Below are 21,462 nucleotides of genomic sequence, written 5' to 3' on the forward strand. Positions count from 1 at the left end.
CCACCGTCACCCCGGCGGAGGCCGGGGCCCATATCACCTCTGATCAGAAGCGGTATGGATCCCGGCCTGCGCCGGGAGGACGGTTCGAGCGCTAACAGTTAGCGCTCGCACTACAGGATCAGTTGCGTTCGAGGTCGATATCGATACCCAGCGAACGGATCTCTTTCACCAGCACGTTGAACGACTCCGGCATGCCTGCTTCAATGACGTGATCGCCCTTGACCAGGTTTTCGTACACTTTGGTACGGCCATTCACGTCATCCGACTTCACGGTCAGCATTTCCTGCAAGACATACGATGCGCCGTACGCTTCCAGTGCCCACACTTCCATCTCACCGAAACGCTGGCCACCGAACTGGGCTTTACCGCCCAGTGGCTGCTGCGTCACCAGCGAGTAAGGACCGGTCGAACGCGCGTGCATCTTGTCATCAACCAGGTGATGCAGTTTCAGCATGTGCATGTAGCCAACGGTGACCTTGCGCTCGAAAGCTTCGCCGGTGCGGCCGTCGTACATCGTGACCTGGTTTTTCGACGGGGTCATGCCCAGCTTGGCAGCGATCGCGTCAGGGTAAGCCAGGTCCAGCATGCGGTGAATCTCGGACTCATGGGCGCCATCGAACACTGGGGTCGCAAACGGCACGCCCTTTTTCAGGTTGTTCGACAGGGTCATGATTTCTTCATCGCTGAAGCTATCGAGATCTTCCGACTTGCCGGTTTCGTTGTAGATCTGGGCCAGGAACTTGCGCAGTTCCTGGATTTTCGCTTGCGCTTGCAGCATTTCGCCGATCCGCAGGCCCAGGCCTTTTGCAGCCCAACCCAAGTGGGTTTCCAGGATCTGACCAACGTTCATCCGCGATGGCACGCCCAGCGGGTTCAACACCACGTCGGCAGGCGTTCCGTCGGCCATGAACGGCATGTCTTCCACTGGCACGATGCGCGAAACCACACCTTTGTTACCGTGACGACCGGCCATCTTGTCGCCCGACTGCAGGCGGCGTTTCACGGCCAGATAAACCTTGACCATCTTCTGCACGCCTGGTTGCAGCTCATCACCCTGGGTCAACTTCTTGCGCTTCTCTTCGAAGGCCAGGTCGAACTGGTGACGCTTCTCGGCGATCGATTCCTTGATCGCTTCCAGGGCGGTGGCAGCATCGTCATCCGCAGGGCGGATGTCGAACCAGTGGTACTTGTCCAGGTCCGCCAGGTAGTCAGCGGTGATTGCCGTACCCTTGACCATTTTCTTTGGACCGCCGTTGACGATCTTGCCGATCAACATGCGCTCCAGACGCTGGAAGGCATCGCCTTCCACAATACGCATCTGGTCGTTCAGGTCGAGGCGATAGCGCTTCAGCTCATCATCGATGATCTGCTGGGCGCGCTTGTCGCGGACGATGCCTTCACGGGTAAACACTTGCACGTCGATAACGGTACCGACCATGCCCGACGGCACGCGCAGCGACGTATCTTTTACGTCGGAAGCTTTTTCGCCGAAAATTGCGCGCAGCAGCTTTTCTTCAGGCGTCAGCTGGGTCTCGCCTTTTGGCGTGACTTTACCGACCAGCGTGTCGCCGGCTTGCACTTCAGCACCGATGTAGACGATACCCGACTCATCCAGACGAGCCAGTTGGTTCTCGGCCAGGTTCGAGATATCACGGGTGATTTCTTCGGCGCCCAGCTTGGTGTCACGGGCAACCACCGACAACTCTTCGATGTGAATCGAGGTGTAGCGATCGTCCTTGACGACGTTTTCCGAGATCAGGATCGAATCTTCGAAGTTCAGACCATTCCATGGCATAAACGCCACGAGCATGTTCTGACCCAGCGCCAATTCACCCAGGTCGGTCGACGCGCCGTCAGCAATGACGTCGCCTTTCGCCACGCGGTCGCCAACTTGCACGATCGGACGCTGGTTGATGTTGGTGTTCTGGTTCGAACGGGTGTACTTGATCAGGTTGTAGATATCGACACCGACTTCGCCGGCTTGCGCTTCGGCGTCGTTGACGCGAATCACCACACGGCCTGCATCGATGTAGTCCACCAGTCCGCCGCGCAATGCTTGCACGGTGGTACCCGAGTCGACTGCCACGGTGCGTTCGATACCGGTACCGACCAGTGCTTTTTCAGGGCGCAGGCAAGGAACGGCCTGGCGCTGCATGTTGGCACCCATCAATGCGCGGTTCGCATCATCGTGTTCGAGGAACGGAATCAGGGAAGCTGCAACCGACACGATCTGGCCTGGGGCCACGTCCATGTACTGGATGCGCTCTGGCGAGACCAGAATCGTTTCGCCAGCTTCACGAGCCGACACCAGTTCATCGACCAGCACGCCTTCGCCGGACACCGTTGCATTCGCCTGGGCGATGATGTAACGGCCTTCTTCGATAGCGGACAGGTAATCGATCTGATCGGTCACCTTGGAACCGTCGACCTTGCGGTACGGGGTTTCCAGGAAGCCGTATTCATTCAGGCGGGCGAACAGAGCCAGCGAGTTGATCAGACCAATGTTCGGTCCCTCAGGCGTTTCAATTGGGCAGACACGGCCGTAGTGGGTCGGGTGCACGTCGCGCACTTCGAAGCCAGCACGTTCGCGCGTCAAGCCGCCGGGTCCCAGCGCCGATACACGGCGCTTGTGGGTAATTTCCGACAGCGGGTTGGTTTGGTCCATAAACTGCGACAGCTGGGACGAACCGAAGAATTCACGGATCGCAGCCGAAATCGGCTTGCTGTTGATCAGGTCATGCGGCATCAGATTGTCCGCTTCGGCCTGGCCGAGGCGTTCTTTGACAGCACGCTCAACACGGACCAAACCGGCGCGGAACTGGTTCTCAGCCAGTTCGCCGACGCAACGAACGCGACGGTTACCCAGGTGATCGATATCGTCGACTTCGCCGCGGCCATTGCGCAGTTCCACCAAGATTTTGATCACAGCCAGGACGTCTTCGTTCGACAGCGTCATCGAGCCGATCAGTTCATCGCGGCCGATGCGGCGGTTGAACTTCATGCGGCCGACAGCCGACAGGTCGTAGCGTTCAGGGCTGTAGAACAGACCATTGAACAGGGCTTCGACGGATTCTTCCGTTGGCGGCTCGCCTGGACGCATCATGCGGTAGATGGCAACACGGGCGGCCATCTGGTCGGCGGTGTCGTCAGCGCGCAGGGTTTGCGAAATGTAGGCGCCCTGGTCCAGATCGTTGGTGTACAAGGTCTGGATTTCGGACACATCAGCGTCGCGCAGCTTGCCCATCAGGTCTTCGGTCAGTTCGTCATTCGCGTTGGCGATGACTTCACCGGTGTCCGGATCGACGATGTTGCGAGCCAGCACGCGGCCGAGCAGGTAGTCTTCAGGCACGGAAATGTGCTTGATGCCAGCTGCGTCGATGTCGCGCACGTGCTTGGCGTTGATACGCTTGTCTTTCGTGACGAGGGCTTTGCCGTCTTTGTCAACGATGTCGAAACGCGCAACTTCACCGCGCAGGCGTTCAGCGACGAATTCGAGTTCGCCGCCTTCCGAGCGCAGTTTGAAATTATCAAATACGAAGAAGTTCGCCAGGATCTGTTCGTGCGTCATGCCAATGGCTTTGAGCAGAATCGTTACTGGCATCTTGCGGCGGCGGTCGACGCGGAAGAACAAAATGTCTTTCGGGTCGAACTCGAAGTCCAGCCACGAGCCGCGGTACGGAATAATCCGTGCCGAGAACAGCAATTTACCGGACGAGTGCGTTTTGCCGCGGTCATGTTCAAAGAACACACCCGGGGAACGGTGCAACTGCGACACGATCACGCGCTCGGTGCCATTGATAACGAACGAACCGGTGGTGGTCATGAGCGGCAATTCGCCCATGTACACTTCCTGCTCTTTCATTTCTTTGACAACCGGTTTGGTTGGCGATTCCTTGTCCAGAATCACCAGGCGAACCTTGGCGCGCAGTGGCGACGCGAACGTCAGACCACGCTGTTGGCATTCCTTGACGTCGAACGCTGGCTCACCGAGCACGTACGACAGGAATTCGAGGCGCGCAAAACCATTGTGCGACACGATAGGGAAAATCGAGGTGAAAGCCGACTGCAGGCCATCATTCTTGCGAGTAGTCGGGCCAGCACTCTCTTGCAGGAAATTCTCGTAGGATTCCAGCTGGGTAGCCAGAAGGTAGGGAACGTTGTGAACGTTGGCGCGCTTCGCGAATGATTTGCGAATGCGTTTCTTCTCAGTAAATGAGTAGTGCATGGACACTCCGTGAGTGACAGAAAGGATGAGAATTCAGGCATGACCCGTGCCGCGGACCACTGGGCATGCCTCAATTCTCGAACTGCCCGCCAGATGATAAGATGGACAACCGTACTGCTGAGCTGCTCTGACATTTGCTGCAGGGACGACAAAAGAGCCAAAGCTCAATTCCTTTCCTTTCGGATAAGAACCGCAAGCTTTGACTCCGGCGCGATGCTTTGCGCCCTTTGTTAATGCTATTACTTGATCTCGGCTTTGGCGCCTGCATCTTCCAGCTTTTTCTTGCCGGCTTCTGCGTCTGCTTTCGAGATTGCTTCTTTAACGGTCTTAGGCGCGCCATCGACCAGGTCTTTCGCTTCTTTCAAGCCCAGACCGGTGATTTCACGAACTGCTTTAATGACCGAAACCTTGTTCGCGCCGAAATCCGACAGGATCAGGTTGAATTCGGTTTGCTCTTCAACAACAGCAGCAGCAGCGCCGCCGGTTGCTGGACCAGCCATTGCAGCGGCGGAAACGCCGAATTTCTCTTCGAAAGCTTTGACCAGTTCGTTCAGGTCCATGACGGACATTTCGGATACTGCGCTCAGGATGTCGTCTTTGCTAATTGCCATTTGAAACTCCAAATATTTTAGTGTGTGTAGGGTTGGTACTTGTGAAAAAAGCTGCTTGATTCCCGGAGGGAATTAAGCTGCTGGGGCTTCTTCTGCAGCAACAGGAGCTTCTTCGGCTTCTGCTGGTGCGGCGCCTTCGCCTTTTTTCGCTGCCAGAGCAGCCAGACCACGTGCAAAGCCCGAAACCGGAGCCAGCATCACGCCCAACAACTGCGCGATGAGAACGTCACGGGATGGAATGCTTGCCAACGCGGTAACAGCTGCGAGATCGAGCTGTTTACCTGCGTAGTTACCTGCCTTGATGACCAGCTTGTCGTTGGTTTTAGCGAAGTCAGCGATGACTTTAGCTGCTGCAACGGCATCGTCCGAGATCGAGTAGATCAGCGGGCCGGTCATGGCATCGGCGAGGGATGCAAACTGCGTACCTTCAACGGAGCGACGAGCGAGCGTATTTTTCAACACACGCAGGTACACGCCTTGGGCACGCGCTTTGGCACGAAGTTGCGTCAAGTGACCAACCTGGATGCCACGATACTCAGCTACGACGATCGTTTGCGCACTTGCTACTTTTGCGGAAACTTCAGCGACGACAGCTTTTTTGTCATTCAGATTGAGACCCACGGTCAACCTCCTTAAATAATGCGCGGCAAATGCCTTGCATCGGTTCGAACAACGGCGTCCGACGTCAAGAAGTACAACTGGGCGGATGAATTCACGCAGCGGGACTACAAAACTTGCTCGGGTACACCATCTGCGTTGGGTAAGTTCTATTAACCTCCACCTGACTGCGGCTTCGGCCCAACGGTCTTTGATTGTCTGGCCGGGAAAACCCCGACCAGCCCAAAGATGCGCCCCACGAAAAACCGTGAGGACTTAATTCAGTGCTATTAAGCCGACAGCGAACCCTGGTCGACGCGAACGCCGGCGCCCATGGTCGACGACAGAGCGATCTTGCGCAGGTACACGCCTTTCGAGGTCGTTGGCTTGGCTTTGTTCAGTGCATCGATCAGAGCGACCAGATTCGACTTCAGGTCTGCATCAGCGAACGATTTACGACCGATCGTGGCGTGGATGATACCTGCCTTGTCGGTACGGTATTGAACCTGACCGGCTTTGGCGTTTTTCACCGCGGTAGCGACGTCAGGGGTGACGGTGCCGACCTTCGGGTTAGGCATCAGGCCGCGTGGTCCCAGGATCTGGCCCAGGGTACCGACGATACGCATGGTATCTGGCGAAGCGATGACGATATCGAAAGGCATGTCGCCGGCTTTGACGCGCTCGGCCAGGTCTTCCATACCGACGATGTCGGCGCCAGCGGCGCGAGCCTGCTCAGCTTTTTCGCCGGTTGCGAACACAGCAACGCGAACGGTTTTGCCGGTGCCAGCTGGCAGCACGACGGAGCCGCGCACAACCTGGTCCGATTTCTTTGGGTCCACACCCAGTTGCACCGAGACGTCGATCGACTCGTTGAACTTGGCGGTAGCGAATTCTTTGATCAGCACAACAGCGCTATCGAAGGCGTACGACTTGTTGCGGTCAACTTTGGCTTTGATCGCCTTGACGCGTTTGGACAGCTTGGCCATTAGATACCCTCCACCGTGATGCCCATCGAACGCGCGGAACCGGCGATGATGCGCACTGCAGCATCCATGTCGGCAGCGGTCAGATCTGGCTGTTTCGTTTTTGCGATTTCTTCAGCTTGGGCGCGGGTCAGCGAACCGACTTTGTCGGTATGTGGCTTCGGCGAACCTTTGGTGATACCGGCAGCTTTTTTGATCAGGTAGGTTGCAGGTGGCGTCTTCATCACGAAGGTGAACGACTTGTCTGCGAACGCGGTGATCACGACCGGGATAGGCATGCCTGGCTCGAGACCCTGGGTCTGGGCGTTGAACGCCTTGCAGAATTCCATGATGTTCAAGCCGCGCTGACCGAGTGCAGGTCCGATTGGTGGGGATGGGTTTGCTTTACCAGCTGCTACTTGCAGCTTGATAAAACCAATGATTTTCTTTGCCATGATTGGCTCCTATCTTGGTTTGAGTAGTAGCGCCCCACCAACGCTATTGCTCTGGCGGGGCTCCTCTGTTCCGGATTCCGCCTTATCGCTGCGACGCTCCGGGAGCGTTTATACTTTTTCTACTTGCCCGAACTCCAGCTCTACTGGAGTCGCGCGGCCGAAGATTGTAACAGAAACGCGTACCTTCGACTTTTCGTAGTTGACTTCTTCGACGTTGCCGTTGAAGTCGGTGAACGGGCCGTCCTTGATCCGGACTTGCTCGCCCACTTCGTAGAGCACTTTCGGCCGTGGCTTCTCAACACCTTCCTGCATCTGCTGCATGATCTTGTCGATCTCGCGCGCAGGAATCGGGGTTGGCTTGTTCGATTTGCCGCCGATGAAACCGGTGACTTTCGCGGTGTTTTTCACCAGGTGCCAGGTTTCGTCGGTCATTTCCATCTCGACCAATACGTAGCCCGGGAAGAAGCGACGCTCGGTGACCGATTTATGGCCATTCTTGACTTCGACGACTTCTTCGACCGGCACCAGAATCTGGCCGAACTGTTCTTGCATGCCGGCGCGTTCAACGCGCTCGGTCAGGGCGCGCATGACGCTTTTTTCCATGCCGGAATAGGCGTGAACGACATACCAGCGCTTGTTGCTGACGGGAACACTCACCGGTGCAGCAGCTTCTGGCAGCAATTCAGCAGGCACCGGCGCGCTGGCCGCTTCCTGATCTTCGGGAGCGTCTACGACTGGCTCTTCGCCAGTGTTCTCTTGCACATTTTCGCTCATTATTGTTTCCAACCCAGAATCACGTCGTACAACAAAAATTCAAGCAGCTTGTCCGTACCCCACAGGAACAGGGCCATCACCAGCACGAAGCCAAATACCACCAGGGTAATTTGCGTTGCTTCCTTGCGCGTCGGCCAGACGACTTTTTTGGTCTCGCGGACGGCCTCTTTGGCGAAATTCAGGAAGTCGCGACCGGTGGCGGAAGCCCATAAAAGCAGGAGAGCAATAACTAAACCAGCCACGAGTGCGCCTGCGCACATCAAAGCTGGTTTGTTCTGGCCCTTCAGGTAGAAAAACCCGACGACACCTGCAATCATGGCAACGGCCGCCAGGACGACCTTGAACTTGTCATTCGAGGTGCTGACGGTTTGCACGGATTGATTAGACATACTTTTATTTACTTTCGGTGCCCTGCACCAGAATCGGTGGCAGGGACGGAGGGCATCGAACCCCCAACCTTCGGTTTTGGAGACCGACGCTCTGCCAATTGAGCTACGTCCCTACGTAAACTTTTCAGTTGAATCGACTATTTTACCAGCACTTGCCGACCACTGGCAAATAGTGATTTTTTGGACGCAGCGTGTGTTGCGTCCGAACTCATCAGGGATGGCCTGCGCCGTCCCGTCCGATATTACTTACCGTCGCTCAGGATCTTGGCAACGACGCCGGCGCCGACGGTACGACCGCCTTCACGGATAGCGAAGCGCAGACCTTCTTCCATCGCGATCGGGTTGATCAGCTTGACGGTGATCGACACGTTATCGCCTGGCATGACCATTTCTTTGTCTGCTGGCAATTCGATCGAACCGGTCACGTCAGTCGTACGGAAGTAGAACTGTGGACGATAGTTGTTGAAGAATGGGGTGTGACGACCGCCCTCATCTTTCGACAGCACATAGATCTCGCCGGTGAAATGGTTGTGTGGCTTGATCGAACCTGGCTTGGCCAGAACTTGACCCCGCTCCACATCTTCACGCTTGGTGCCGCGCAGCAGCAGGCCGACGTTGTCGCCAGCTTGACCCTGGTCCAGCAGCTTGCGGAACATTTCCACGCCGGTGCAAATGGTTTTGACGGTGTCTTTGATGCCGACGATTTCGATTTCTTCGCCGACCTTGATGACGCCGCGCTCAACACGACCGGTTACCACGGTACCGCGACCGGAGATCGAGAACACGTCTTCCACTGGCATCAGGAAGGCGCCGTCGATTGCGCGCTCTGGCTCAGGGATGTAGGTGTCCAGGGCATCGGCCAGTTGCATGATGGCTTGCTCGCCCATTGGGCCAGTGTCGCCTTCCAGTGCCATACGTGCCGAACCTTTGATGATTGGCAGGTCGTCGCCTGGGAATTCATACTTCGACAGCAACTCACGCACTTCCATTTCAACCAGTTCCAGCAGCTCTTCGTCATCGACGAGATCGCACTTGTTCAGGAACACGATGATGTATGGAACGCCAACTTGACGGGCCAGCAGGATGTGCTCGCGGGTCTGTGGCATTGGGCCGTCAGCTGCGGAGCAAACCAGGATCGCGCCGTCCATCTGGGCAGCACCGGTAATCATGTTTTTGATATAGTCGGCGTGGCCTGGGCAGTCAACGTGTGCATAGTGACGTGCAGCGGTTTCGTACTCGACGTGGGCGGTGTTGATGGTGATACCGCGCGCTTTTTCTTCTGGTGCAGCATCGATCTGGTCGTATGCTTTAGCTTCGCCGCCGAATTTCTTCGACAGAACGGTGGCGATTGCAGCCGTCAGGGTGGTCTTGCCGTGATCAACGTGACCAATGGTGCCGACGTTGACGTGCGGCTTGGTCCGTTCGAATTTACCTTTTGCCATTTTAGACTCCTAACGAATGTGTTTTGCCCAGAACGCCGGGCCATCGATGACTATGCTGCGGAACTATCTATACTCAATTCTGGTGCCCTTTACGTGGATTGAACACGTGGCCTCTCCCTTACCAAGGGAGTGCTCTACCACTGAGCTAAAAGGGCTTTATTGCGATGCACTACATGCATTGCATGACACTGGAGCGGGTGAAGGGAATCGAACCCTCGTCGTAAGCTTGGAAGGCTTCTGCTCTACCATTGAGCTACACCCGCGAGGTACTTCACTTACCGCTACATCATCATGCAAAAAACTTGGTGGAGGGGGCTGGATTCGAACCAGCGTACTCATAGAGAACAGATTTACAGTCTGTCGCCTTTAACCACTCGGCCACCCCTCCGCGAGGAACCGCAGAGTATGAAGCACACAAAAAATACTGTCAACTATTTCAAATGGATCTGATCCAATTCAAACAGTTGGTGTTGCTTCGGGGCGCAATTGTAACGGCAGGGAGGCGCAGTATGCAAGGGTCGTTTCGAAAGTTTCTGAAAAAATCGACAAATGGAGGCTTCAAATGAACGCCGATCCGGCGCGCTGGCCGTGGTGGCGCATTTTTTTCGCCAACCTGATCGTGGTGGCAAGCTATCTTGCCACCCGCGCCATGCGCGAACTGCTTGACTTGCCGGCCGGTGCTGCCGTGCCGCTGTTTCCCGCAGCAGGCGTCGGGCTGGCCCTCACCGTCGTGGCTGGCTGGCGCATCCTGCCGGGCGTGGCGCTCGGTGCCCTGCTGCTCAATTTGCTGGATGTCTGGCTAGGCCTCGCCACGCCCGTCAGCGCGGCCACGATCGTCGCCGCCGCCGCCATCACCTTCGGCTCGACGCTGCAAGCCTGGGTGGGCGCTGGCCAGGTGCGCCGTTGGATTCATCCGGCCATTGACTCGGGGCGTGACGTGCTGCGCTTTCTCATGCTCACGCCCTTGGTTTGCGCCATCAGCGCGACGATCGCCGTGCCGGCACTCGTGCTGCTTGGCCTGGTACCTCGCAGTGCGCAATGGAGCACCTGGCTCAGCTGGTGGACCGGCGACAGCATCGGTGTGCTGCTGGCCGCGCCCCTGGTATGGATCGTCTGCGGCGAACCGCGTGCCTTGTGGCGGCGGCGCAAGGGGCTGGTGGCCGTACCCTTGCTGCTGCTGGCCGGGTCGGTGTTCGCGATGTTCGAGATGGCCGTCGAATGGGAACGCGGGCAACAGTTGCAGGCCTTCCGCCTGAAAGCCCAGCAGGCAGGCGACATCATGCAGGGCGAGTTTTATGAACACGAACGATTCGTCGGCACCCTCGCGCGTTCGCTGGGCGACGCCGGCAACCGCCTCGAGCGCGACCGCTTCATGGTGGTGGCCGGCGGCTACATCGATAACCGGCGCGAACTGCGGGGCATCAACTGGGCCGCCTACGTGCGCGATGAAGAGCGCAGCGCGTTCGAAGCCTGGGTACGGCGCCAGGGGCCGCCCGACTTCACCATCCGCGAGCCGGGTGCGGACGGCAAACTGGCGCCGGCCCGGCAGCATGACGATTATTTTCCGCTGACCTACATCATGCCGCCGACGAATTCGAGCGTGCTGGGCCTCGACTTCCTGCGCTTTCCCTCCCGTCTGCGTGCGCTGCGCCAGGCCGAAGCGAGCGGCCGCGCGGTCGCCAGTGCGCCGGTTCTGCTGGTCACGGGAGAAGGTCCCGGCATCCTCCTGTTCAAGTCGATCGGCACCAGCGAGGAACCCGATGCGCAGGTCATGCTGGTCATGGCAGGCGACGAGTTTGTGCGCCAGGCCATGCGACGCGCCGACTTCGACGAGGCGGCCGTGGAGCTGGCCGATGTCACCGAGCCGGGTGTGCCACTGACCCTGACGCAATCGGCCAGCGTGGCCGCGGACGACGAGGTGTTCCGCATTGCACTCACCTACGGCGGACGGCGCTACCTGCTGCGCTTTGCGCCCACGGCGCCCGCCCTGCTGCAGGCCGGCGGCTGGGCCAGCTGGAGCGTGCTGACCGGCGGCCTGCTCATGACCGGCCTGCTGGGTGCGCTGATGCTGCTCATCAGCGGCGAGCGGGCCCAGATCGAAGCGCTGGTGCTGGACCGCACCGCGCGCCTGCGCGACCGCGAGGCGCGCCTGCAAGCGATCCTCGACAACGCCGCCGACGCCATCGTCACGGTCGACCGCGACGGCATGCTGGTGTCGGCCAATACCGCCACTGCCGCGCTGTTCGGCTATCCGCCGCAGCTCTTGCCGGGACTGGCTCTCTCGGCACTGGTGCCGCCGCCCGCGGATGAAACTCTCGTGCAATTGCTGCAGCGCCTGGCGCGCGATCCCGCCGGCGAGCGCATCCAGACCGGACTGCAGCGCGGCGGCGCCAGCTTTCCGGTGGATATGTCGGTCAGCCGCGTACTGATGCCGCACGAATACCTGTATGTCTGCATCCTGCGCGACCTGACGGAACAGCAGCGTTCGCAGGCCGACATCCACCGGCTGGCCCACACCGACGCCCTCACCGGTCTGGAAAACCGGTTTGCGCTGAACCTGCGCCTGGAGCAGCAACTGGCGCACGCGCGTCGCATGCGTACCCCGCTGGCGGTGCTGTTCATCGACCTCGACCATTTTAAAAAGATCAACGATTCGCAGGGCCACGAAGCGGGCGACAAGTTGCTGGTAGCCGCCGCCAACCGCATGCGCGACCTGCTGCGTGACGTCGATACACTGGCGCGCCTGGGCGGCGACGAATTCATCATCGTGCTGGGCGGCCCGCTGACCCCGGACAGCGTCACCCAGATCGCCGTGCGGCTGGTGCAATCGCTGTCGAACCCGTACCAGCTGGGCGGCGCCAACGTTCACAGCGGCGCCAGCGTCGGCGTGGCGATGTACCCCGACGATGGCGAAGACAGCGCCACCCTGCTGCGCCACGCCGACACCGCCATGTACGCCGCCAAGCGCGAAGGGCGCGGCAACTTCCAGTTTTTTTCGGAGGCGATGAACGCCGCCACGCATGAACACCTGATGCTGGAAAACCGCATGTGGGCGGCATTCGAACATGGCGACTTCGACATCTATTTGCAGGCCCAGGTCGATATCCACAGCGGCCGCGTGGTGGGCGCCGAGGTGCTGCTGCGCTGGATGGATCCCGAGATGGGCGCCATTGAACCGAGCCGGTTTATTCCCATCGCCGAAGAATGCGGCCTGATCCTGCCGCTGGGTGACTGGGTGCTGGCGCGCACGATGGATTTGCTCGACGACTGGCAAAAGTTGGGCAACGGCATGAGCCGCCTGCGCCTGGCAGTGAATTTGTCGGCGCGCCAGTTCAGCGGCGGCGCGCTGCTGGCCAGATTGGACCAGTTGCTGGAGCAGCACCACATCGACCCGACCCTGCTGGAACTGGAAATCACGGAAACGGCGGCCATGCAGGATCCGGAACACACCCGCCAGCTGTTGCGCGACTTGCGCACGCGCGGTTTCACGCTGGCGATCGACGATTTCGGGACCGGGTATTCGTCGCTGGCCTATCTGAAATTGTTTGCCATCGACCGGATCAAGATCGACCGGGGTTTTGTGCAGGATATCGAGACCAATCCGAACGATGCGGTGATTGTGGCTGCGACAATTGCCCTGGCGCATTCGCTGGGATTGGCGGTGGTGGCCGAGGGCGTCGAGACGGATGCGCAGTGGGATTTTTTGCGCGACAAACAGGGCGATGAGGCGCAGGGTTTTCTGTTTGCCAGGCCGATGCCGCAGTGGGATTTCTGCGAGTTCATGCGGGAGCGGGTGGAGGTGGAGTGACGTACATGTTTGCGTTCACCACGGCGGTTGAAGCACGTCACCCCGGCGCGTGCAAAACGTCACCCCGGCGAACGCCGGGGCCCATGCTGACTACCCGAAGTCGCAAGCGGCTTATGGCTCCCGGCCTGCGCCGGGATGACGACTCACACGCTGCAGATGAGCGATAAAGACATCGCGATGCACACAATCACCCCGGCGCCAACGCGACCAATACCTGCCCCTTGAGCGCCTTGATCAATGCCGTTTCTTCCGGCGCCACGCCCTCCGGCGCCGGTCTGGTGCGGTCCGCGTAAAACAGACCCAGCTGCACTTTGCCCACCACCAGCGGCAGCACGATGAAGCTGGCGGCATCAGGCAGCAGGGCGCGGTGCCACGCCGGCAGCAAATCGCGGATCTTGGTGCCGGTGGCGTCCGCAATCATCAAATCCGCATTGTTTTCCATGGCCAAGTGAAACAGGTCGCGCGAGGAACTTACCGGGAACGTGAACCCGGTGCGCAGCCTGGCGTCGTCGGCGCCAAACGCCAGCCGCGCCCGGTACTGGCCGGTACGGGCGTCGCGCAGGCACACGGTGGCAAAGCGAAAACCCATGCTGCTGTAGAGCGTTTCCAGCACCGCCAGGACGACCTCGTTGACCTTGCCCTGTCCCGACGCGCGCATCTGCGTCACATCCTGCACGCCGGCCAGCAACAGTTCGCTGGCGTTGTACGGTTTGCCGCTGGGATAAAAACCGACCGGCAAGTCGCCGCCTCTGTCCATGGTTGCCAGCAGCAGCACGTTGGGTAAGCCATGTTCCGGTTCGGAGTGGCGCGCCGGTTCCAGGTTCATGCTTTCGAGCAGCGCCGACATATCGGCTTGTACCGCGCTGAACAATTCGTCCAGCTTTGCCTCATCCAGGCCGAGTGCGCCGCCGTAGCGCAGCAGCAAGGCCCGCCCTTCCGGCGTCTTGCCTGGCGAGACGGCACGGCCCAGCAGCAAAGCCACGTCGAACGACAGGGACGCCGCCAGGCGCATCCACTCGCCCCGGCTGGCCGCCGGTTTCAGCACGCCGCTCGGCAAGGCGGACAGGCAGCGCGCGATCACGTCCGGAATCTTCCACTCGGCCAGCACCGCTTCGGCCAGCGCCTCATAACTACAGCCAAGGATGAGTTGCGACGCCTGCCCGGGTGTATGTTTCCCGCCCGCGATCAGCTGCTTGATTTCACGGTAACGCTCGTGCTCGTGCGAGGCCACCAGCAGCGGCCCGAGGTTCTTGAACAGCGCGCCGATCGACGCTTCTTCGACACCCTGGAACGGGCTGTGACGCGACAGTGCACGCCCCGTCAGGCTGGCGCACAGCGCCGTCTCCAGTTCCACCCGCACACTGCTGGCATGGTCGCCGTTCGACAGCGTGTCGACCAGCAGCATGGCCAGCGCAGTGGTTTTGACATTGTCGAAACCGAGCAGGGAAATGGCACGCGAAATGGTGGTGACGTTGGTGCCGGACGCGGTGCGGTACTGCACCGTATTTGCCAGGCGCAAAATGCGCTGGGTCAGCCCGACGTCCGACAGCACATAGTACGCAAGATCATGGGTACCCTGGTCGTCCGACGACGCCATCTGCACCACGCGCGCCACCGAAGCGCCCAGCGCGAACATGTCCTCGTCGCCGCAGACCTTGCTCATCAGGGCGGCGCGGACCTTGCGCGACGATGCCGCGGACGGCGGGGGCGAAACGTCAAGCGACATGGCGGGTCTCCGGTACAAAGTCAGATGTGGCTCAGGCCGTCTTGCGCGGCACCTTATTGTATTTGACCAGGATTTGCTGGTGCAAGCCCGCCAGCGCCGGCAATTTTGGATTCACCGGGTCGAGCCGGCGCACATTGTCGATCAGCGCCAGCGCCTGTTTCGCCAGGTTGCGGTCCCAGCCGGTGTTGTCCAGGCATTTGAGGGTGGCGACCGCGGCATTGAACACCACCTGTGGGTTGTTCGGCAAGCGTTCGACCGCCTGCACCATCAGCGCCACTGCGCCAGGGAAGTCGCCATTCTTGGCCGCAGCGGCGCCCTGCGCAACCAGGTCGACCACTTGCTGGCGGCTTTCCTTGGCCAACGTCTGGGCCATGTCGTGCAAGCCGGCGTCTTCACACACCGCCATCGCCTTGGCCATGGCGGCATTGTTCGGCGCGTTGCTCATCACTTCGCGCAACACCTCGGCGGCGCCATCCCGCAAATTATTGTTCAGGCAGGTGCGCGCCAGTTCCAGCTTGACCTCGGAGGTCAAATCGGGCGCCGTGCGCACGCCATTGAGCGCCGCCGCCAGTGACTCGGCCAGGCGCGTCTCGTTGCCGGTGTATTCGTGCACCAGCGCCGAGGAAATTGCGCTGCACACCGCCGTGTTGCGGCGTCCGCCCATCGATTTATCAAGGTCGCGAATCACGGCGGCGGCCTGCACCGGGTCGCCGCGCCGCACCAGCGTCTGCACCAGCCGCACATGGTCTTCGGGATCGCGAAACTCCGAATATTTGGCCTTGCTGACCACCTGTTTCAAGGCCTTCTCCGCGGTTTCCATGTCGCCCGCTTCGAGTGCCGTTTCGCCCAGCTTGCGGATGCGCCGCACCGCATGCGGCGAGACAGCGACCGCATCGGCCAGCACTTGCTGAGCCTTGTCGAGCTCGCCGGCAGCGGCGTGGGTGCGCGCCAGCCAGTCGTAGGCATCGACGAATTTGTCGTTGTCGTCGACCAGTTCTTCCAGCAGATCGCGCGCCTCTTCGAAGCGGTCGCGCATGAACCACGTCTTGGCCAGACCCAGCCTGGCCCACGCGATGGCCTTCGCGGCGATCAGTTGCTGATAAATCGGTTCGGCCACTTCCGGCTCGCCCAGGAACATGTGCAGCTCGGCGCGCAGGCGCAAAAAATCGACCGCGTGGCGCGGGTGCGCTTCCATGCCGATGATGCAGGCCTCGATCGCTTCACGCTGGTTGCCCGCTTCCATCAGCAAAAACACCGGCATGAACACGGTGCGCTTGTCGAGGGCGCGGGCGATGCGATCGAGCAGGCGGTCGGCCGTGAACGGTTTCAGGATGTAATCGGTCGGCGCCAGTTCTGCCGCGCTGACGACCTTGCTGTAATTGCCCTCGGCCGTGACCATGAAAAACATCGTCGACAGCTTGATCAGCTTATGGTGGCGCAAGTCTTCCAGCAATTGCTGGCCATCCTGACCGCCATCGAGGTCGTATTCGCACAACACCATGTCGTACGAGCGCGTGCCCAGCTGTTTGACAGCCTGGTTGGAACTCCCGGCATGGTCGATATTCGTGACACCACACATGTTCAACATGTTGTGGATGTTGGCACGCATGCCGGAGTGCGGTTCGAGGATCAGGGCGCTAAGCCCCTCTAGTGGGTTCATTTCCGGAATTTTCTGATCAGACGGCGCTGGTGCGCCCGCAATGGCCGCCAATATCGGCCAAGTATATTACGGAGAAGGAACAGAAATAATGAAATTCGATGGTTTTCGCTTAATATGCGACAACTTTACGTGCCAGAAGGCACTATTTGTGATGTAACAGGCGGATTGCCACTGGCCGGGGCCGGTGGCGGCTTGTCACTGTCACCACAAGCGCTGCGGCTGGCGCCTGCCAGCACATCCTGGTAACGCACTTCGTACTTGCCGACCGCCAGACCGCCGACGTTCCAGGTGTCGCCGGGCTGGATGTAGACGTAGCGGATATTCGCATTGCGGTCGAGGTCGTAGAGTTTGACGAACACCGGCGCCGTATTTGCACTATTGTCGATAAACACTTGCACCTGCTTGCCGGGGTTGCCGATTGGATAGCCGGCGACGTAGCCGGAGCGCTCCGGCCACGGCTCGCCGTTGGGCGCGACCAGCGCCTGCAACACATTGGCGCAGTTGGCCGGCCGCGGGGCGATGATCAGGCCGGTAGTGGCCAGGATGCTGATTTTCGACAGCTCGTCGCCCCCCTTGTCGGGCGCAGCCGCACGCGCGCTGCTCCAGTTGTCGTCCAGCGCGCGCGCCGGCGCTGCGCGTGGCAGCGGGGCCGGTGCGGTTCTCACCACCGATGCTGGCGCCAAACCGAGCATGGGCAGCAGGTCATTCGGAAAAGCCATCCCCAGCGCAACGGCCGCCCCCACGCCAGCGGCAGCGAGCAGCGCCAGGTAGCGGCGCAAGGCCCGCTTGCCCGCACCCTCCCCACCGTGCCCGTCGGGAACGCCATTGGCGCGGTTGCGGGCCCCTTCTTCCTGGTGCGTACTCTCGAGCCAGGCGACTTCCCATTCCTCGGCGGCGATCCACTCGTCGTGCTCCTTGCGCCGCACGGGGTCGTTCAGCGCCGTGTAGGCGGTGTTGACGATGGCCATGATGCGCGCGGCTTTTTCATCGCCGGGATTCTTGTCTGGATGGTACTTCTGGCTGAGCGCCTTGTAGGCCGCACGAATGACTTCCTGCGGCGCCATGCGCGCCACTTTCAGGTTGTCATAATGCGTGTGAATTTTGGCCATAGCGATGATGATAGCCGATCAGGGCCATGCCGCAGAGTGGGATCAAAGGCGGTGGCTGCGATCGGCCTGTTCCAGCGGGGGCGCCAGGGTCACGCCGCGTCCGACCACCAGCACCTTGAACAATTCCCCCATCTCGGCCGGCGACAGCAGTTTATGGACGGCATTGGCTTGCGGCAGGTAGCGGGCATGGTCGGCCGGATCCTGCGCCAGCAACAACTCGGCGATGCCACTGGCGAGCAAAAAGCCGGCCTGGCTCATGTAGCCGAGCACATCCATGCCGGCGTCCTGGGCCGCCAGCGCCATCGCCGTGAAATCGACGTGGGCGGTAATATCCTGCAGGCCCGGCAAATAAAACGGGTCCGGATGCGCATGGTGACGGTAGTGGCACATCAAGGTGCCACCGTCGCGCTGGCCCAGGTAATACTCGTGGGCCGGAAAACCGTAGTCGAACAGGATGGCGGCGCCCGTGCCGCCAGAAAACATGGCCGCCATCGACGCCATGAAGGCGGCGCCGACCGGGTGCACCTCGGTCAGATAGCCGGGCGGCAAATCGTCCGCGTCGGGAATCTGGCGTGCAATCTGTTGCAACAAGGCGGCGTCGGGCGTGGCGCCGACCAGCGTGAAAGCGCCATCCTGCACGGTGACCATCTGGCGCTGCCAGCCGTCCTGGCCCTGCTGGACCAGTTCCACCGGCATCGCGTCGAGCACCTCGTTGGCCAGCACCACGCCGCTGAACCGGGCTGGAAAGTCGTCAAGCCAGCGCACTTGCGGGTAGCCGCGCAGGGCTTCCTGCTGGCGCGCGCGCAATTCGCCCGACAATTCGATGATCGTATAGGTACCCGTGACCACGCCGGCGCTGGCCAGCGCATCGAGCACGCTGGCTGCCAGCTTGCCGGTGCCGGCGCCAAATTCAAGGATATGCGGGGCGCTTTGCGCCATAATGGCCGCGACAGTTTGCGCCACGGCGGCGCCGAACAGCGGCGTCATTTCGGGCGCGGTCGTAAAATCGCCGGTTTCTCCCAGCTTGGCGGAACCGCCGCTGTAGTAACCGAGCTGCGGGGCATACAACGCCAGCTCCATGAAGCGCGCAAACGGAATGGCGCCAGCGGCGGCGATTTCCAGGGCAATCTGTTGCTGCAGGGCGTGGGACGCGGCCAGCGCGTCGCGATCAGGTACGGGAAGAGACATGGCGGCATTGTGCCAGAACAAACGGATTGAATAAACGATGACGAAACAAGGTGCAGGTGTGGCGCTGGTAACCGGCGCCGGACAAAGGATCGGCAGTGCGATCGCCATCGGCCTGGCTGCGGCCGGCTGGGACGTTGCGATCCACTACCGGCATTCGATCGGCGGCGCCGAGGCCACCGCCGCGGCGGTGCGCGAATTGGGCCGGCGCGCGGTGCTGCTCGACTGCGACCTGTCCGATGAGTTGGCCGTGCGCGCGCTGGCGGCGCGGGCGATCGCCGCGCTCGGTCCGCTCGGCTGCATCGTCAACAATGCCGCGCTGTTCTCGTTCGACCACCCCACCGGGTTTTCGCCGGCCCTGCTGGCCGCGCACATGCAAGCCAATGTTGCCGCCCCGCTGCTGCTGGCGCAGGCCCTGCACGCGGCCACGCCCGATGGCGAACAGGCCGTGGTCATCAACCTGCTCGACCAGAAGCTGGCCAATCTGAATCCGGATTTCCTGTCCTACACGCTGTCGAAAGCCGCGCTGCAAACGGCCACGACGATGCTGGCCCAGGCGCTGGCACCGCGCGTGCGCGTGGTGGGCGTCTCGCCCGGCATCACCCTCGTGTCGGGCGACCAGGACAGCGCAGGGTTCGAACAGGCGCATCGCCAGACGCCGCTGGGCAAATCGAGCACGCCGCAAGATATCGTCGACGCGGTTTGTTACCTGGCCACGGCGCGCGCCGTTACCGGCACCACGCTGGTGGTCGATGGCGGCCAGCACCTGATTCCGCTGGCGCGCGACGTGATGTTTTTAACCGGCTAAAGTAATCGCAGCAACGCCGCTTTAATAACGCCGGACGTTTTATTATTGGCGCCCAGTTTCAACAGCGAGTTATTGATGTGGAAATTGACGGTGCGTTCCGAGATGGCCATGATCTGGCCGACTTCCTGCGAGGTTTTACCGTCCGCGGTCCAGCGCAATACCTCGATTTCGCGCGCGGTCAGGCGCACCGGCACCTCATTTGGACGCTGCTTGGCCGCCATCCGCAGCATGCCTTCTGTGGCCATTTTTGCCAGCCATTGCATGCGCGGTATTTGTTCGCGCAATTCGGCGGGCGTCAGTGCATCGTGCGAACGCGCCAGCGTCAGCATGCCGACCGCGCCATGGACGTCGATCGACGATTGGGCCCAGCCGACCTTCAGACCATGGCCCCTGGCGTCTTCCCAGAATTCGGGCACGGCGCCGAACAGTTTATCGCTCCACACCACCGGCATGACCGATTGCAGGCCATGGGCCACGGTGGGATCGACGGCCAGGTAGTTTTCCTTCGCATAGCGCTGCTGCCACTCGGACGAATAATTGTTCACCATCAGGAATTTGGGGTTCGACACGGGCAGCGGCATGCGCACGCCGAAGGCGGAATATTCGAAGCCCAGCACGCTCGACGCCTGTGCCAGCGCCGCGCCAAATGCCGCCTCGTCGCGGGCGGTCAGCAAGGCCTGCGTGTGTGCGTCCTGCCACGATAAAAAATCTCTGTCCAAAGCTGATCTCATTGCAATAAGTGTTCGCCAGGGCTAACGCTTGCTCGCCAGATAAGTAGTCGAGATAAATAGCGGAGGAATCTTAATAGTAATCCATATGCGAAAGGCATGAGGAAATTAAATACGCAGCGTCGCGTTATTTTTTGCATCGCGCGCCATTTGAAAGAAAGTGCGTATATTTACACATATATCGCTCCAGTAAATATTGCGCGCCGCGGTTTATTCCTGCATTGTAGCTTATGCGCTGCTAATAATGACAGTTACCACGACTCCACGAATCGCGTCCAATAGGTTCAGGCATTTCCCCCAACCTGAACGGAGTCAATAACATGGTGATCACTGGAAGCGAATTGGTATTGCCGCAAGATATTTATCGCAAAGCCGGCCAATACCGTCAGAAAGTATTCGTCGAAACGCTCGGGTGGGATTTGCAGACCCGCGACGGCATGGAACTGGATCAGTTCGACCGGCCCGACACCCTGTATCTGGTATCGCAGGATGACGATGGCATCGTGAATGGTTGCGCGCGCCTGCTGCCGACCCATCAACCCTACCTGCTGGGCGAAGTCTTTCCTGAATTAATGCAGGGCCAGGCCCTGCCCCGTTCACCCGATGTATGGGAACTATCGCGCTTTGCCGCAGTCGACTTTCATGCGCGGGGCGGTTCAGCGCTGGCGCAATTCTCGTCCGGGATTGCCGTGCAACTATTGCGCCAAGCTATTAATTGCGCCGCCGCGCATGGCGCAAAGCGGCTCATCACGGTCTCTCCCATCGGCATCGAGCGCCTGCTGCGCCATACTGGCGTGCATGCGCACCGCGCCGGGCCACCGATGATTATCGACGGCCACCCTATTTTTGCATGCTGGATCGAGGTCGATGAAGCTGCGTAAAGAATCTGCAATTGCAAGGAAATGTGCCATGCCTGACACGGGTTATCTCTATTTGACGGTGGACGAATTGTGCGCCGGTGCACTGGTTCACCTGATTTCCGG

Annotated in this window: 16 protein-coding genes and 4 tRNA genes; 3 read left to right on the forward strand and 17 right to left on the reverse strand. The window is 60.2% G+C overall.

The window, feature by feature from the left end:
* Nucleotides 1-118: 118 nt before the first annotated feature.
* The 12 genes from rpoB to V6M87_RS24170 form a co-directional block, all read right to left on the reverse strand.
* Nucleotides 119-4,225 (reverse strand): DNA-directed RNA polymerase subunit beta, encoded by a 4,107-nt coding sequence (gene rpoB / locus V6M87_RS24115; RefSeq protein WP_332879222.1) that lies wholly within the window; start codon nt 4,223-4,225, stop codon nt 119-121.
* Nucleotides 4,226-4,464: 239 nt separating this feature from the next.
* Nucleotides 4,465-4,836 carry a 50S ribosomal protein L7/L12 gene (gene rplL / locus V6M87_RS24120; protein WP_332879223.1) on the reverse strand — a complete coding sequence of 124 codons (372 nt, stop codon included), beginning with the start codon at nt 4,834-4,836 and terminating at the stop codon, nt 4,465-4,467.
* A 72-nt stretch (nt 4,837-4,908) separates the two neighbouring features.
* Nucleotides 4,909-5,457: a 50S ribosomal protein L10 gene (gene rplJ / locus V6M87_RS24125; protein ID WP_332879224.1), complete on the reverse strand. Its 549-nt coding sequence runs from the start codon at nt 5,455-5,457 to the stop codon at nt 4,909-4,911.
* A 266-nt stretch (nt 5,458-5,723) separates the two neighbouring features.
* Nucleotides 5,724-6,419: a 50S ribosomal protein L1 gene (rplA, locus tag V6M87_RS24130; RefSeq protein WP_332879225.1), complete on the reverse strand. Its 696-nt coding sequence runs from the start codon at nt 6,417-6,419 to the stop codon at nt 5,724-5,726.
* On the reverse strand, nt 6,419-6,850 hold the full coding sequence (gene rplK / locus V6M87_RS24135; RefSeq protein WP_332879226.1) for a 50S ribosomal protein L11: 432 nt from the start codon (nt 6,848-6,850) through the stop codon (nt 6,419-6,421). The genes rplA and rplK overlap by 1 nt, the downstream gene beginning before the upstream one ends.
* Nucleotides 6,851-6,958: 108 nt before the next feature.
* Nucleotides 6,959-7,624, reverse strand: coding sequence for a transcription termination/antitermination protein NusG (gene nusG / locus V6M87_RS24140; protein ID WP_332879227.1), 666 nt, complete (start codon nt 7,622-7,624; stop codon nt 6,959-6,961).
* Nucleotides 7,624-8,013, reverse strand: coding sequence for a preprotein translocase subunit SecE (gene secE, locus V6M87_RS24145; protein WP_332879228.1), 390 nt, complete (start codon nt 8,011-8,013; stop codon nt 7,624-7,626). The genes nusG and secE overlap by 1 nt, the downstream gene beginning before the upstream one ends.
* A 37-nt stretch (nt 8,014-8,050) precedes the next feature.
* Nucleotides 8,051-8,126, reverse strand: a tRNA-Trp gene (locus V6M87_RS24150).
* Between the two features lie 129 nt (nt 8,127-8,255).
* Nucleotides 8,256-9,455: an elongation factor Tu gene (gene tuf / locus V6M87_RS24155; protein WP_332877721.1), complete on the reverse strand. Its 1,200-nt coding sequence runs from the start codon at nt 9,453-9,455 to the stop codon at nt 8,256-8,258.
* Between the two features lie 80 nt (nt 9,456-9,535).
* Nucleotides 9,536-9,610 (reverse strand) — tRNA-Thr (locus V6M87_RS24160).
* A 34-nt stretch (nt 9,611-9,644) separates the two neighbouring features.
* Nucleotides 9,645-9,718, reverse strand: a tRNA-Gly gene (locus V6M87_RS24165).
* A gap of 40 nt (nt 9,719-9,758) precedes the next feature.
* Nucleotides 9,759-9,843: transfer RNA gene (locus V6M87_RS24170), tRNA-Tyr, on the reverse strand.
* A 174-nt stretch (nt 9,844-10,017) separates the two neighbouring features.
* Here V6M87_RS24170 and V6M87_RS24175 point away from each other — a divergent pair.
* The gene (locus V6M87_RS24175) at nt 10,018-13,263 is read left to right on the forward strand and encodes an EAL domain-containing protein (protein WP_332879229.1); all 3,246 of its coding nucleotides are present in this window, start codon (nt 10,018-10,020) and stop codon (nt 13,261-13,263) included.
* 187 nt (nt 13,264-13,450) lie between these two features.
* Here V6M87_RS24175 and V6M87_RS24180 read toward each other — a convergent pair whose 3' ends face one another.
* The 4 genes from V6M87_RS24180 to V6M87_RS24195 form a co-directional block, all read right to left on the reverse strand.
* Nucleotides 13,451-14,989 (reverse strand): HDOD domain-containing protein, encoded by a 1,539-nt coding sequence (locus V6M87_RS24180; RefSeq protein WP_332879230.1) that lies wholly within the window; start codon nt 14,987-14,989, stop codon nt 13,451-13,453.
* A gap of 31 nt (nt 14,990-15,020) precedes the next feature.
* Nucleotides 15,021-16,649: a tetratricopeptide repeat protein gene (locus V6M87_RS24185; RefSeq protein ID WP_332879231.1), complete on the reverse strand. Its 1,629-nt coding sequence runs from the start codon at nt 16,647-16,649 to the stop codon at nt 15,021-15,023.
* A gap of 125 nt (nt 16,650-16,774) precedes the next feature.
* On the reverse strand, nt 16,775-17,758 hold the full coding sequence (locus tag V6M87_RS24190; protein WP_332879232.1) for a J domain-containing protein: 984 nt from the start codon (nt 17,756-17,758) through the stop codon (nt 16,775-16,777).
* A gap of 42 nt (nt 17,759-17,800) precedes the next feature.
* On the reverse strand, nt 17,801-18,946 hold the full coding sequence (locus V6M87_RS24195) for a class I SAM-dependent methyltransferase (RefSeq protein ID WP_332879233.1): 1,146 nt from the start codon (nt 18,944-18,946) through the stop codon (nt 17,801-17,803).
* Nucleotides 18,947-18,983: 37 nt separating this feature from the next.
* On the opposite strand from V6M87_RS24195, the gene V6M87_RS24200 reads away from it, so the two are divergent.
* On the forward strand, nt 18,984-19,751 hold the full coding sequence (locus V6M87_RS24200; RefSeq protein ID WP_332879234.1) for an SDR family oxidoreductase: 768 nt from the start codon (nt 18,984-18,986) through the stop codon (nt 19,749-19,751).
* Here V6M87_RS24200 and V6M87_RS24205 read toward each other — a convergent pair.
* Entirely contained in the window at nt 19,748-20,470 is a 723-nt protein-coding gene (locus tag V6M87_RS24205) for an autoinducer binding domain-containing protein (protein WP_332879235.1), read from the reverse strand. The two genes, V6M87_RS24200 and V6M87_RS24205, sit on opposite strands and share 4 nt — an antisense overlap.
* Before the next feature lie 329 nt (nt 20,471-20,799).
* On the opposite strand from V6M87_RS24205, the gene V6M87_RS24210 reads away from it, so the two are divergent.
* Nucleotides 20,800-21,360 (forward strand): acyl-homoserine-lactone synthase, encoded by a 561-nt coding sequence (locus V6M87_RS24210; RefSeq protein ID WP_332879236.1) that lies wholly within the window; start codon nt 20,800-20,802, stop codon nt 21,358-21,360.
* Nucleotides 21,361-21,462 lie beyond the last annotated feature (102 nt).

This window comes from Massilia sp. S19_KUP03_FR1 (assembly GCF_036688685.1).
GTDB lineage: Bacteria > Pseudomonadota > Gammaproteobacteria > Burkholderiales > Burkholderiaceae_D > JALYUM01.